We start from the raw sequence: 14,001 nt of genomic DNA, 5'->3' as shown, positions 1-14,001 counted from the left end.
CAGGATCAAAAAAAAGAGCGCAACCAGACTGGCTGCGCTCAAAGCTGCAGGAGCTAAATGGGACTGTCGTTACAGGTTAACCGTTATGGCTTTTTTGGTGATACCACCGTCATTATCGATAATCTTGATGCTGACTTCATGCTGGCCGTAGCTCGGGAAAATCGAAGTAAACACCCGACCTCGCTTCACCTTGCCATTTGGCAATGTCCACTCGGTATCCACAATGCGGCCATCACTGTCAGTGCTGGTTGACCACATAGTGACCCAGCGACCCAGGTGAATATATTCCGCGCTTGCTTCAGGCAAGGCATTCGGCGCTTCAACAGTGACAGTGTAACTAAAGGTGTCTGTGGCACCTTTGTCATCGGTTACCGTTAAGCTCACCGGATAACTGCCTGCTTGCTGATATTGCCAGACTGGCGCTTCTTCACTGCTGGTTTGGCCATTGCCGAAATCCCATTGGTAGGCCGTAATCTGACCATCAGGATCAACACTCAGGTTGTTCGCCGATACTGTCAGGCCATCAACATTCAGCTCGAAACTCGCGGTTGGCCGCTCATTTTGCGATGCCGCTTTAGATAAGCGCACCACGCCAAACTCGTTGTTCGGGCCTTGCTCGACAACATCAATCATCAAGCCAAACTCAGTCAGCTTGCGACCTGAATCCGGGGCCATCGGAGAGCTGTAATCTTCCGCATCAGAGAAATATGCATTACCGATCAGACTGCTGTCTTCCAACACTTCCCCGCTGCTGTTTACCAGACGCAACGGCGCCTGATCCTGCAATGAGAATGCTGCGTCGCGTACCTGGAACCGCGTCTGTGCCGCCTGGCCAGAGCCAGTCCAAACCAGCGCATTCTGATCCGCATCAACAACACCTAACCAGCCTTCACCGGGATGTTTGCCCACCCAGTTGTCCGTCATCGACTCATCGACATACCAAACAATCAAACCAGGCTCGAAGGTCATGATCTGGCCCATGCGCTTGATATTTGCCAGGCCTTCATCGACACCTGTATGGCTGCGCCATTGCAGCAGGTAGTAATGCGCCGCATCGTGGTAGCCATCAGACAACTTGTAGCCTGCAAAGGCAAAGCTGGATTCGGACTCGCCATTATCAATCGCGGTAACAGCGCCGTCGACATCCAGAACCATAGTGTCCAGATACAGACCATCCATCGCCAGGCCACCGTCTGTCACATAATCAAAGCTCAGCGAAATTTCCTGACCGGCATAGGCCGTCAAATCAAATTCAGCATCAATCCAGCCATTTGAATCACCGCCAATCGCCGGTGCCAGACCTGTGTTATACGGATCATCCATGGATGTGATATTGCCGCTGATTGGCTTGCCATTGACCAGGACACGGGCAAAATCGTAGTCTTTCTCTATCTGATACCAGGCTTTGAATTTCAGTGTCGCTTTTGCGCCCGCAGGAACAGTCAGTTTGCGAGTCATGCTGTTACGCAGATCATCGCCTTTACCCGAATGGAACGAATACTGGCCTTCGAACGGTTTCAGTGTCTCTATGCGTTTATTTGGCAGTGAGACTTTCACCATGTTCGGTTTTTTGGTGTCTGTCGTCTGGAACAGGGTAAATTCACGCGGGGCATTCTCCAGCTCGCCGATAGCCAGCTGCTGATCATTAACCCATTGTCCGCCAATAGACTGCTGCAAGAATTGCTTCGCCCAGGAGCTGAACGCAGTAGGCTGCGTGCCGCCAATCTTGCCGGCCCAGCTGCCCGAGGACATGATGGACCAATAAGAAACAGGTTCGCCCTGGCCGGTATATTGGGTGTCGTACTCATCCGGCAGTCCAAGATCGTGACCGTATTCGTGGGCGCACACACCTGCTGCGGCATCAATTGGCTGAACCGTGTAATCGAAAGCGGCATACTGGCCGTTAAAGCGTCCCGGCACCGTACTCTTCGTTCCAGCCAGCACGTGATACTGGCCCAGGTTGAAACGGTGCGACCAGATAGCATCTGCGCCCAGTACACCACCGCCCGCTTCTTCACCGACGGAAGAGTGGAATATCATCAGGTGATCGATCACACCATCAGGTTCGCGATAGTTCCCGTCACCATCGTAGTCGTAGCGGTCTTCTACATCGTAATCAGCCAGATTAATCGAAGGATCCTCTGCCAGTTGGTTCAGCGCTTCACGCACCAGTTCCTGTGCATTCAGATCGTTATCCGTGGTGGGTGAATTTCCACCATAAAAAGCCGCATTTTTCGATGCGCGATACCAACCGGCGGCCTGTCCCATGACGGAGTAGGAATCCCCGGATTCCGCCTCGTAAAACTGACGCATTGAAATCAGGTTTTCACCGTTTGGCCCGGTATAGCCGGCACCTGAAAACAGCAAATCCTGATAATGACCCGGTCCATAGCTGTCATACAGCATTTCGGTGTGGTCTTTCGTCAGGCGGTTGTCATTCCATGGCAGATCAGGAAAATCAATTAACAGTGCCAGCACTTTATCTGTTCGCTTCTGGCCAACATCCAGTGCAAAAATATTGGCACGCTGGTTCCCTTTATTTTTCTGAATCGCTTTCAGCACTTTGGCTCTTTTTTCTAAGGCCTGTTTACCAAACTGCGCATCCCCTTTAAAACCTGAACGTATTTTATTATCCAGATATTTATCCAGCGCGTGACGTTTCTGCTCCTCTGAAGCATCCGCATCAACAACGCCATTTCTGACCAGCATTTCAATGAGTTTGTCTTCATTAACAACGCCCATATCAACGGGTGTATGCGCATAGCCACTACCACTAAATAAAGTGAACATTGCTGAAGCCAGCAATGTTTTCTTCATATGTTTCATTTACTGTCCTTATTTATTATTTCCATCGTGAAGCTGTCAAAACCCCGACTTTGCACATAGTGCTCAGCGGTTAACAACATTTTTTAATGCGTTATTATTCTGGTGAAATACACGTTTTTTTAGTGTCGTCCAAATTGGACGGTTGCCCGGTTGTGTCATTGTCTTTTTGTTTTTTATCTTTCATCGTGGCTTTACGATGTAAGTAAATTCGCAACGCTTCCTGTTTTTCTTCGTATGAGAGTCCTTTGCATATAATGCCCTGCTCCTCCAATGCACGAAGTAACCGCTCATCGTCCGGCTGAACCTGAGCGAAAGATAGCAGCGGACAAACCAACAAGAGGGTGAATAAGCATGCACGTTTCACGGCTTACCTCAACACATGTAAACAATGTGTAACAAACTATATGCAACGATATTGCCCATCAATATGCCAAAACGGGCTGTTTGGCTGAGCATCACAACTTAAACATAAACAGTAAACTATCTATAATAAGTCAATCACTTAAATATCAACTATTTAGTCAAAACAACAGCATAGATAGTCAACATATCTATCATTAATGAAAGCTCACTTTGAGCAATAGTTCCTTTCGTTCGAGCAATAATCACCTTCATTCTTATATCGTTATAATAAAAACCACCAATACAGGTCGGATCAGTTTGAATTTATATTCCGAAACATTGTGTAACTATTTTGATTGGTTTATTTGACGCGCGTCGAATAAATGCTTCTATCACTATCAATCAACGAAAAATGAATGAATACCAGTGAATTACGCTGTCATTTTCATTGAGTGATTGGCCAATAAGAATATTTAAGCGATGCAATACGCCGCGACTCAACATGAATAAAAAATCGGCGGCAATCACATCTGTATCGCCGTAAGAGAAAAAATCAGAAAAGTTTGTTTTTTAAACAGAAAGGAATCAGCCTCACCCTGAACAGATAAGGCCTGATAAAAAGAAGAGATTAGCGATCGGCGGGATGGTTCACACCGTCATTCACGGGGACATGATCCAATTCAAAGGGATTCACGCCTTCAAGACAGGCAACATTAAAACCATATTGTTCCGGATGAGATCGACGTTGATGGTGCGTGTAAATACCGCAGACCGAACAAAAATAATGTTTCGCGGTGTGGGTATTAAACTGATAAAGACTGAGTTTGTCTTCACCTTTTATAATAGTGATACCATCAAGCGGCACAGAAGCGACAATCGCTCCTCGTCGGCGGCACATGGAGCAGTCGCAACGTCTGGGATCAACTAACCCTTTCGGTAATGACAGTTCCAGTACCACACTGCCGCAGTGGCAGCTCGCTCTGTGTACAGGTTGAATAACCATGAAATTCTCCCTGGTGATGTCCTGAGCACGTATCGATCACTCACAGGACACAATAAAAAATGTCAGTGTGAGCCGATCGGCAGGACAAACTTTAACGATTCATGGTGAAAGCCGGCATGTGCGTAAAAAGCATGGGTGTCCTCTCGTGTCACTGAACTGGTGACTTCAATGCAGGCACAGTCACGTTCCGCCGCGTTGATTCTGGCATATTCAAGCAGCTCTGAGCCTATCCCTTTACTTCGGTGTTGAGCATCAACCACCAAAGCGGTGATACGGGCATACCGCGCAGCCGCAGGAAAATAATCAAAAAAGATCAGCGACATCACCGCCACTAACTGATTATTGATTTCAGCGACCGTGATCTGTTCAGAATCAGAATCTGCAAGATAAATCATCTGCTCGATGCATGCCGGCTCAGTGTCATAACCCAATTGGGCCAACAAACGTGTGAGCGCAGGTGTATCGGCAGGCGTTGCAGGACGGATGTAAAGCTGAGGTGAATACATGAAGAAATCCTTTCAATGAAGTGGGAACTCGGACTCGGTTTTCCATACCTTACCCCAGTTCCCACATCATCGTCATGCCGTTCAAGATGAAAGGTTTATTGCCAATGCTTGTGTAACGCTTTCGCTAAAGCTTTGTTTTGTGTCATAAGGATATTCTGAGGATTGTCATCAACAATCTGCTGCTTCAACAACGTTACCCCAGCCTTTGATACATCCGTATCCAGAATCATTGAGTTGTTATTGCTGAACTGAATTGTGAGGGTCTGGAAAGTCTCATTTGGATCAGATGTAAAACTCCACTCCGCTTCATCGGCATCCGACCCCATTGGATTGATCGACACGTGTGTGTCAGAAAGAAAGACGAGTTCATTGAGTTCAGGAACCGGGGGCTCTTCTTCTTTTGCTTCTGGTCCGGCAGCATCTCTCAGGAGGTACCAGATTTGCCCCGTGAAATCCTCTTGGACCAGATCAGTGCGCCCGTTCAGATAATCATCCTTGGATTGCCAGAACGTCAGAAACTTCTTCGAAGGATCACTATAGACATAACCCAAGGCGATATCCGGGGAAACATACACAAAATCGATCTTCGTTTCTGGCTGAGAAGCCAATGTCACGGATGTACCTGAAACCTGATAATCCGTACCAACCTGAATATATCCAATACTGCTGTCGGTAATTTTTCCATCCGTAAATGTGAGATTGTGTGGGATATCGATTGAAGCATTGAGCCACTCCAGGAATTTCATGCCTCCGTTTCCTTCCAGAAATGGCTGGATACCTTTGACACGGTCGGACTGAGTGAACTGCCCGTTATCCTTATTCAGCGATAACGTGACGGCATCAAAATCAACCTGATTGTTATCCAGTTCCTGAATTTTGTTTTTCAGGTTCTGAATCCAGATTTTCTGCTCTTCCAGATTGTTATCAGACAAGGTTTCACCGAGCATCGCGTGCATCGTTCGCGCATACAAATGGACTTTCTTCGCATCGGGATTTGACGATTTTAACGCCACATAATCCTGACTGAGCAGACTGGCATCCAGATTCAGACTGGCCGCATAATCGGCAAGGCTTTGAGCATTTAAATAAGCCAGGGTCGAAAAAGGGGTCAGGATTGTCTGGCCGGCTGGCGCATAGAGTTCAGCATCCTGCCAGACAAAACCAGGGTGATCAGTGTCAGACGTCTCACCGGCAATGATTCGGGCAATCAAAGGATACTGGCTGTCACTAGCCGACAGGGTGACCTTCCCTGTGTCATTTGTTCTGTCTGATAAAGCTTCACCGGTGTCACACACAAAATTACTGTTTTTATCTACACACACTTCAGCATTCGACAAATAACCGTCGATCACCTGAACAGTAACCTTGCCGTCGAGATTCTTCCCATCGTCATTATCTGAGTCCGAACCACCGCACCCCGATAAAATGGTTGCTGCCACCACAACCGATAAAAGCGACTTCCTCATGCGCGCCCCTCAAAAATAAAAACTGAATAAATATCAAACAATATTCACATAGGTTATGAGTTTTCGGTGCGATATGTCCACTTGCGCATAATGACAACGTGCGTGTAATCGCATACACAACTTGTGACTTGAATCGCAAGATCAGGAAAATAAGAGGGAAAATTCAGATATAAAAAACGGGAGCCTGTTGGCTCCCGCAATCTTATCCACTTTGGATCTTTACATTAAGCTTGTGCCGGTTTTGCGTTGGCTGGCACGTCGGTAGTGTCTACCACTGTTTTCCCTTCAGCACCATGCATCCAGCGAATCAGCTGATTTGAGAAAACAACCAGAATCAGACCCGAGACGGCTGCGGTAATCGCAATACCACCAAAGATAGCCATTGGACCGGCTTCACCCACATGGGCACCAATCATACCGGCGACATAGTTCGCAACTGCATTGAAACCAAACCATACGCCCATCATCAGAGACGCCAGTCGTAACGGCGCCAGCTTCGTCATCATAGACAGGCCAATGGGCGACAGGCACAGCTCACCCATCGTATGGAAGAAGTACGCCGCGACAATCCACAGCATCGAGGTCTTGGCGGTCATATCGCCCCCCTGCTCCATCACAGCACCAACCATGCATACAAAACCCATCGCCAGCAAGAAAAGTGCAATGGCAAACTTGATTGGAGAACTTGGTTCTTTCGGCCCCATCTTCACCCACAGTGCAGCCAGCAAGGGTGCCATTGTGATGATAAAGAATGGATTCAGAGACTGGAACCAGGCAGTAGGAACTTCAAAGCTGCCAATCATGCGATCTGCGTATTCCTGAGTATAAATACTCATCAGTCCGCCAGCCTGCTCGAAACCGGCCCAGAAGACAACCACAAACAGTCCCATGATCATCACCACTTTCAGGCGATCGATTTCTTTTTTAGTCAGTGGCTGTTTCTTACCGTTATCCGACATAGCAGCCGCACGTTTGGCAGCAGGCACTTTACCAATATTTCCCAGCAGCTTTTCAGCAAACAGCATTTGGATCACAAGGCTGAATACCATACCTATCCCTGCAGCCAGAAAGCCGGCTTTCCAGCCATAAGCTGTGGACGCGGAACCCGCGATAATACCGGCCAGCAGTGCCCCGAGGTTAATGCCCATGTAGAAAATGGTGAAAGCACCGTCACGACGGTGATCGCCTTCGGAGTACAGATCACCCACCATGGTTGAAATGTTTGGCTTAAACAGACCATTACCAACAATCAACAATGCCAGGCCGAGATAAAAGGCTGTTGTGGCATTCGGGTCAACCAGAGAATGTGGCAGTGCAAGCGTGAACTGACCTAAAGCCATCAGAACACCACCGATGATAATCGAGCGGCGCTGTCCTAAGAAATTGTCGGCGACCCAACCACCGATCAAGGGCGTGATATAAACCAGACCGGTATAGATACCATAGAGACTGAGCGCGTCTTCCGTTGACCAACCAAGACCACCGTTCACTGTTTTATCGGTAAGATACAGCACCAGAATAGCGCGCATTGCATAGTACGAAAAACGTTCCCAAAGCTCGGTACCAAACAGCAGGAACAAGCCTTTAGGGTGTCCCATCAGGGTCCCATTTCCTTTGTTGCTCATAATTATTCTCTTCGTTGAGGTAGTTATGTATCCATAAATGCGGCTCAATTTATAAATTACAAACTAAAACACTGCAAACTTTAACAAGATCAGAACAAAATACGAACAACGCAAGTTATTGATTTTTATAACAACAAAAAATCCAACCAAAAATGGAAATTTACTTTTTACTGACATGCAAGATTTATACACCAATAAATGATTAATATTCAGACTTAAATTCCAAAAAATAAATATCAATTAGACTTTATGTTTGAATTTAAGGGTTATTCATGATTATTACATTTGTGCCTGACCGAATGGTCAAAAACCAGTCACGTTAATCCAGTCGGTGTGGAAACAATTTTGCAACAGGATGAATAAAAAAAGCAGGCGTATTCACCTGCTTCGTGTTTCATTCTGAATGGATGACACGCGTTAGCCCTTATCCGATTTACCCGCGGATTGAGCCAGTTTTGAGAGCTGTTTATCCAGCCATCCCGGCGTCTTGTTCCCATCTTCTGCGCTTTCTTTTCGCCGTATCGCGTTTCTGACCAGCATGGCCCCCAGCCAGCGAATCGGCTCAGGTGGAAATGAGCCTCTGGGTCCTGACGCTAAGCCAGACCGTGTCCAGTCATTGTCTTCTTCAAGCACCATAGAAGAGAGAATATGGCCTCCGATCCAGCTCTGCACGACCCCATTACCGGAATAGCCCAAACCATACACAACAGAAGGGTTGTCCGCTAAACGGCCAAAAAACGGCATGCCTGTGGCAGAGCGGTCGGAGGCACCAGTCCAGGTCGTCGCGACTGGAACAGATTGCAGTGCAGGGAAAAATCGCCGGAAAGCAGCGCCAAGTATGGATTGATAACGGCTTGGCTGATCAAACACGGCGCTCACTTTGTTACCAAAGGAAAAATAGTTGCCGCCTTTGCCGAGCATCAACCGGCCATCCGGCGTTGTACGGTAATAATGAACAAAGGTTCGGCCATCGATCACGGACTTTCCGTCACTTAATCCCAGTGTGCTCAGGCGTTCTGGGGCAGGTTCAGTGATCAACATATCAGACGAGACCAACACCACACTGTGTTTCAATTCAGGGAATAAAGAGGGCGTCCAGGCATTTAATGCCAGCACCACTTTACCTGCCTGAATCGTCGCGCCGGGCGTGACGATCCGAACCGGAGTGTGCTGCCGATGGATCGCCGTCATTGGCGTGTGTTCGAAAATGGTCACGCCCATTTTTTCTGCGACACGCTTGAGACCTCTGACAAGCAATCCGGGTTGAACGGTTCCTGCCGCTGATGAAAAATGGCCCTCAAGATGCACCTCGGATCCCGATTCTGATTGCACCTTTTCCTTGGTCCATGACTGCCAGGCATTGATCGACTGCTTGTCCAACGCTGCCAGAACCGGCGCCATGGCACCTAATTGCGCCTGGTTTGAGGCAGTATACAAGGTGCCGTCTAACCGGATCTGCGCCTCAATGCCATGCGCATGACAAAAGGCCGCGATGTCATAGACCGCCGCTTCAGAGGCTTTCACCAATCGAATGGCTTCTGCTTCACCGTAGAGTTTTTTCAAGCTCAGGTACTTGGTTGACCAGGTCAGCATGCAGCCGCCATTGCGACCCGATGCCCCGCTGCCGCAGAGATCTTTTTCAATCACCAGGATATCCAGAGACGGCTGTTTCATTTTCAGCTGGATGGCCGTCCACAGTCCGGTGAACCCGCCACCGACGATGCAGACATCGGTTGTTGTGTCTGTCTCTAATTGCCTGGGTTGAATTTCAGGTTCGCTTTCCAGAGCTTCTTGAAACCAAAATGAGCTGTACTGTGTCGATTGCATTGCATCACCAGGTGGTATAGACCAAAATTGCGTATACTCTACGTAACCTGCCTGCCCAGGCTCAATAGCAAGCAGCGCATTGACACAGAAAATTCATCTAAGGCGGGAAGTTCGTTGTCGGGGAAAACACAAAGATCTCATGTCTTCCCCGCGCTGTGCAGATATTACTGCGAAAACATCATCACCAGAGAGCGTAGCTCAGGTTTTGTGGTGAGACGGGTTAGTGCAGTTGTTGTCAGCGATAGTTCATCATGGCGATATAGTCGTGTTCTTGCGGCACGGTGGAATCATCATCGTAACCATAGATATCATCACGGACTTGCAATTTACCTTGCTCATCAAGCCAGGCGGTGCGGTAAATGAAATCCACTGCCAGTGTTTTTCGCAGATTGATCGTCGCCGGATTGCGCTTTCTTAATAAATTATCATAGGTTGCACTTTGCCCTGCCCGCTGTCTTTCCAGCAGGAAGTAGGCCAGATCATGCGCTTTTTCCACCCTGACGCAGCCCGAGCTGAAATTCCTTTTACTTTTGTTAAACAGACGTTTAGCCGGCGTATCGTGTAAATAAATCGAAAAGTCATTCGGCATCATGAATTTCACCTGCCCAAGTGCATTATCAGGGCCCGGTCTTTGCTGAAATTCGTAAGGAAAATTACGGGCCGATACCGTACTCCAGTCAATCTGTGCGGGGTCAATCGTCTGGACATCACTCCACCCCGACACCATCCGCATGTTATGCCGCGTCAGGTAGTCAGGCGATCGTTTCATGCTGGGTATGACATCTTCTTCCTTGATGGTTTCAGGGACATTCCAGGTTGGATTGACCACCATATGATTGATGGCTGAAGAGAATAAATACGTTGGCCGGCTGCTTCTGCCTACAATGACTTTGGACTGAAATATCACATTTTCATCATCCATAATCCGCAACATGAATTCCGGAATATTCACCTGAAGCACCTCGCCCTGCCCATGCCGTTGCAGAACGCGGTTGCGCTGAACATTCAGGGCCAGAAGCTGGGCAACCTGTTCGTAAGAACGCGCCATATTCTGCGCGGTTTCAGGGCCAATGACGCCATCATCAGTCAGGCCATGGCGCTGCTGGAACTGCCGGATGGCCTGATGAAGTACACCGGTATTGTTGAAGCGGTTTGCTGCTGATTCACCGGTTGCCTGCTCCGTCTTCATGACATTGGCAAAATCCTGATCCGACAAGTCACCATAGGTTTTGAGCATACGCGCAAGCTTGTCACCGTTCGGTATCTCAGCGCCAAATTTAATGGCCGGGCGTCCCGACAGATACACACCATGCGGCTGAGCCTGTTCAAGCGTCTGCATTTCGGCAACCAGCGCGTCAAAGTGCTTCTCTGTCGGACGCAGTCGTTGCAGTGAGGTGATGGTCAGTGGCACAGTGATCATCGGGGCTGAAGCAAGATGTTGTGCATCCAGAGTAAAACTGGCCGGGCGATAGAGCGAGCTCGGGTCACTGAGCATCTGGTTAACGGCAGATTGATAGACCATCAGAGTATCCGTCGCCAGCAAATCCAGACCACGTTGATCATCCTGCTGCGAGAGTTGTTGCAGCTCCTGAACTCGCTGCAATAAGCCCGGCACCCGACGGGTTTCTGCCAGTGCTGTTATCTGCAGCAGTAATTCATCAAGCAGCGCGGAATCACGCCAAAGAGGCATAAAATCATTGCTGGCGTAGAGATGTTGCAATGCGGTCGGAAAACACAGCTGATCTGTCTGGCTCGGACAAAGCTGGCGAGTGCTCAGCACCGAAACCGATTCCAATCCATGCCTGCCGAGTTGAGGGACAGTCAGCGTGGCAGAAACAATCGAACTCTGAGCAGGAACCAGCCTGATCACGCCCTCATCTGCTGCCAGCGAATACGCAGACATCAGCACTGCTACAGCCAGTCCGGCTGTTCCTTTCACGAAACCAGAGACAGCAACATCCATTGCCTGTCGTGTCACTTTGCCGCTTTTGAAATTGAGCATAGCCTGACATCCCCACCTTACGTTCTTCATTATTCGCACTAAAAGTCAGTCGTGGTGAACTCACTTTTATCCGGCTTTTCTTAGCCTAAGTTTATCCAAGCCGCCTGCCGTAAAGTGTTCAATATTTAATAATCGCTAATATTCAGGTTAGATAAACATTAATGTATCTGTGCAGTAATGATTGACGCTATATTCGCTATTTTTAATATTGATTACGTAATTTTGTCTTGCAGATATGAAATAGTTGCCATAAAAAAAGCCAATACAGACAGTTAGCTGTATTGGCTTTTTTACGACCGCAGACTGGTTAACGAAAAGCGGTTAACGCAGTCCGTGAAGGAACTCTGCCCGGGTCGCAGGTATGCGTTTAAAAATGCCGCCAAGTGCAGTCGTTGTTGTCTCGCTGGTTTGATCCATCACACCGCGAGCTTTCACACAGTAGTGCGTCGCATCAATTCTCACTGCAACATCATCACTTTCCAGCAATGTTTGTAATGCCACTAAGATTTGCTGCGTCATGCGTTCCTGCACTTGCGGGCGCTGAGCAAAGAAACGAACAATACGATTGATCTTCGACAAGCCGATAATTTTTCCGCGCGGAATATAAGCCACCGTCGCTTTACCATCAATCGTTACAAGGTGATGCTCACAGGTGCTTGTCAGAGTGATGTCTTTCACCCGCACCATTTCATCACAGTTCATTTTGTTATCAATGACCGTAATTTTCGGAAAGTTAGCGTAATCCAGACCGGAGAAAATTTCGTCTACATACATCTTCGCGATACGTTTTGGGGTATCCATCAAGCTATCATCCGTGAGATCCAGAGATAATAATCCCAGAATTTCACGCATGTGGAATTCAATACGTTCTTTCTTCTCGGCATTGCCAACCAATTCGGTTGTCATCGGGGTTTCCAGTCCGCGCGTTTCTAACGCCTGACGGACTTTCAATGCTGATTCGCTTAATGTTGTCATTTTCTCCTCCAACTGACTGAGGCTGATGATCGAACAACACTGCCTTGCCAGTAAAACTGAGCCCGAAGGATACCCCCATTTGGCAACAATTACACCTCGTATTTGCTGGGGGAATTAGTTCCGGTGAGTTTTTTTTGTCATAATAGTCAGCAATTAAGCATAACGAATGAAGGATTAACAAATGGACTCGTGTGATGCGCCGGGCCTGATGCCGGTAGAAACAGCCATTGAGAAAATGCTGTCAGTGGTCAAACCCATCAGCAAAACCAATAGATTACCTTTGGCAGAAACACTGGGACTGGTACTGGCAGAGGATGTGACCTCCCCGATTAACGTCCCGCCCTTCGCCAATTCCGCCATGGATGGTTACGCCCTTCAGCGTGCTGATTTAGACAAAACAGATACCCTGACTCTGGCCGGCCAGTCGTTTGCCGGTACCCCTTTCAACGGTTCATGCCAATCTGGCCAGTGCATCCGTATTATGACAGGCGCTGAGCTGCCGGCGGGAACAGACACCGTGATCATGCAGGAAGAGACAGAAGTTCTCGGCGATCAAATCCGCTTTCAGGTGAAACCTCAGGCCGGAGATAATGTTCGCCCGATCGGCGATGACATTCAACTCGGCGAGGTGGTCGTTGCCAAAGGCCACAGACTTTCAGCGCGAGAACTCCCGCTGATCGCTTCACTGGGCATTGCCAGCTTACCTGTGTTTGAACGTCCTAAAGTCGCTTTCTTCTCGACCGGTGATGAACTGCGCCCGCTCGGTGAGCCACTGGCCGCCGGTCAGATTTACGACAGCAACCGTTACGGGATTCGGGCGCTGCTGGATAAATTCGGCTGTGACGTACTGGATCTGGGGATTATTCCTGACGATCCTGCCCAGCTGGAAGCGGCATTTGCAAAAGCCACCAGCACCGCAGATGTGTTAATCACCTCAGGTGGCGTCAGTGTCGGGGAAGCAGATTACACAAAAGATATCCTGACCCAGCAAGGCGAAGTTGGTTTTTGGAAAATTGCCATGAAACCCGGTAAGCCATTTGCCTTCGGAAAAGTCAGCGACTGCTGGTTCTGTGGCCTGCCGGGCAATCCGGTTTCAGCCATGCTGACTTTGTATCAGATTGTTCAGCCTGTATTGGCGCAGCTTTCTGGCCAGAGCCAGTATCAGGCACCTCAGCGCTTACCGGCCATTGCCAGTACCGTGTTTAAAAAGCGCCCTGGACGCACTGACTTCCAGCGCGGTATTTACCAGGTAAACAGCAAAGGACAAATTGAAGTGGCCACCACAGGCAATCAGGGTTCAGGCGCATTCAGTTCCATGCATCAGGCCAACTGCCTGGTCATTCTGGAACAAGAACGCGGTAAAGTGCAGCCGGGTGAAACCGTCACGATTGAACCTTTTAACGCCAGTATGTATTAAATGACGATAGCG

10 protein-coding genes are annotated in these 14,001 nt (G+C 48.5%); 1 reads left to right on the top strand and 9 read right to left on the bottom strand.

Translation table 11 applies throughout. The features are described from left to right. Positions 1–69 precede the first annotated feature (69 nt). From P0Y67_RS07735 to folE, 9 genes are all read right to left on the bottom strand, one after another. Positions 70–2,826, bottom strand: a complete 2,757-nt coding sequence (locus P0Y67_RS07735; RefSeq protein ID WP_342391420.1) for an immune inhibitor A domain-containing protein — start codon at positions 2,824–2,826, stop codon at positions 70–72. A gap of 94 nt (positions 2,827–2,920) precedes the next feature. Beyond that, positions 2,921–3,190, bottom strand: a complete 270-nt coding sequence (locus P0Y67_RS07730) for a hypothetical protein (RefSeq protein ID WP_342391419.1) — start codon at positions 3,188–3,190, stop codon at positions 2,921–2,923. A gap of 606 nt (positions 3,191–3,796) precedes the next feature. Next, on the bottom strand, positions 3,797–4,171 hold the full coding sequence (locus P0Y67_RS07725; protein ID WP_337113594.1) for a GFA family protein: 375 nt from the start codon (positions 4,169–4,171) through the stop codon (positions 3,797–3,799). Positions 4,172–4,233: 62 nt separating this feature from the next. Further along, positions 4,234–4,677, bottom strand: coding sequence for a GNAT family N-acetyltransferase (locus tag P0Y67_RS07720; RefSeq protein WP_342391418.1), 444 nt, complete (start codon positions 4,675–4,677; stop codon positions 4,234–4,236). Positions 4,678–4,772: 95 nt separating this feature from the next. Next, positions 4,773–6,143, bottom strand: coding sequence for a hypothetical protein (locus P0Y67_RS07715; RefSeq protein ID WP_342391417.1), 1,371 nt, complete (start codon positions 6,141–6,143; stop codon positions 4,773–4,775). A gap of 224 nt (positions 6,144–6,367) precedes the next feature. After that, positions 6,368–7,768 (bottom strand): peptide MFS transporter, encoded by a 1,401-nt coding sequence (locus P0Y67_RS07710; protein ID WP_342391416.1) that lies wholly within the window; start codon positions 7,766–7,768, stop codon positions 6,368–6,370. 417 nt (positions 7,769–8,185) lie between these two features. After that, positions 8,186–9,595 carry an FAD-dependent oxidoreductase gene (locus P0Y67_RS07705; RefSeq protein ID WP_342391415.1) on the bottom strand — a complete coding sequence of 470 codons (1,410 nt, stop codon included), beginning with the start codon at positions 9,593–9,595 and terminating at the stop codon, positions 8,186–8,188. Positions 9,596–9,830: 235 nt separating this feature from the next. Beyond that, positions 9,831–11,597, bottom strand: a complete 1,767-nt coding sequence (locus P0Y67_RS07700) for a L,D-transpeptidase family protein (RefSeq protein WP_342391414.1) — start codon at positions 11,595–11,597, stop codon at positions 9,831–9,833. Between the two features lie 321 nt (positions 11,598–11,918). After that, positions 11,919–12,572, bottom strand: a complete 654-nt coding sequence (gene folE, locus P0Y67_RS07695; RefSeq protein ID WP_046221259.1) for a GTP cyclohydrolase I FolE — start codon at positions 12,570–12,572, stop codon at positions 11,919–11,921. A gap of 181 nt (positions 12,573–12,753) precedes the next feature. Between folE and moeA the strand changes: the two genes are divergently transcribed. Further along, positions 12,754–13,989 carry a molybdopterin molybdotransferase MoeA gene (moeA, locus tag P0Y67_RS07690; RefSeq protein ID WP_337113600.1) on the top strand — a complete coding sequence of 412 codons (1,236 nt, stop codon included), beginning with the start codon at positions 12,754–12,756 and terminating at the stop codon, positions 13,987–13,989. Positions 13,990–14,001 lie beyond the last annotated feature (12 nt).

This window comes from Photobacterium sp. SP02 (assembly GCF_038519165.1).
Classification (GTDB): Bacteria; Pseudomonadota; Gammaproteobacteria; order Enterobacterales; family Vibrionaceae; genus Photobacterium; species Photobacterium halotolerans.
The sequence above is the reverse complement of the archived record's forward strand: the minus strand, read 5'-3'. Positions and strand labels throughout refer to the sequence as shown.

Coding starts and splice junctions, on each gene's coding strand:
- P0Y67_RS07735 (WP_342391420.1), bottom strand. CDS start 2,826: ATGAAACATATGAAGAAAACATTGCTGGCTTCAGCAATGTTCACTTTA.
- P0Y67_RS07725 (WP_337113594.1), bottom strand. CDS start 4,171: ATGGTTATTCAACCTGTACACAGAGCGAGCTGCCACTGCGGCAGTGTG.
- P0Y67_RS07720 (WP_342391418.1), bottom strand. CDS start 4,677: ATGTATTCACCTCAGCTTTACATCCGTCCTGCAACGCCTGCCGATACA.
- P0Y67_RS07715 (WP_342391417.1), bottom strand. CDS start 6,143: ATGAGGAAGTCGCTTTTATCGGTTGTGGTGGCAGCAACCATTTTATCG.
- P0Y67_RS07710 (WP_342391416.1), bottom strand. CDS start 7,768: ATGAGCAACAAAGGAAATGGGACCCTGATGGGACACCCTAAAGGCTTG.
- P0Y67_RS07705 (WP_342391415.1), bottom strand. CDS start 9,595: ATGCAATCGACACAGTACAGCTCATTTTGGTTTCAAGAAGCTCTGGAA.
- P0Y67_RS07700 (WP_342391414.1), bottom strand. CDS start 11,597: ATGCTCAATTTCAAAAGCGGCAAAGTGACACGACAGGCAATGGATGTT.
- folE (WP_046221259.1), bottom strand. CDS start 12,572: ATGACAACATTAAGCGAATCAGCATTGAAAGTCCGTCAGGCGTTAGAA.
- moeA (WP_337113600.1), top strand. CDS start 12,754: ATGGACTCGTGTGATGCGCCGGGCCTGATGCCGGTAGAAACAGCCATT.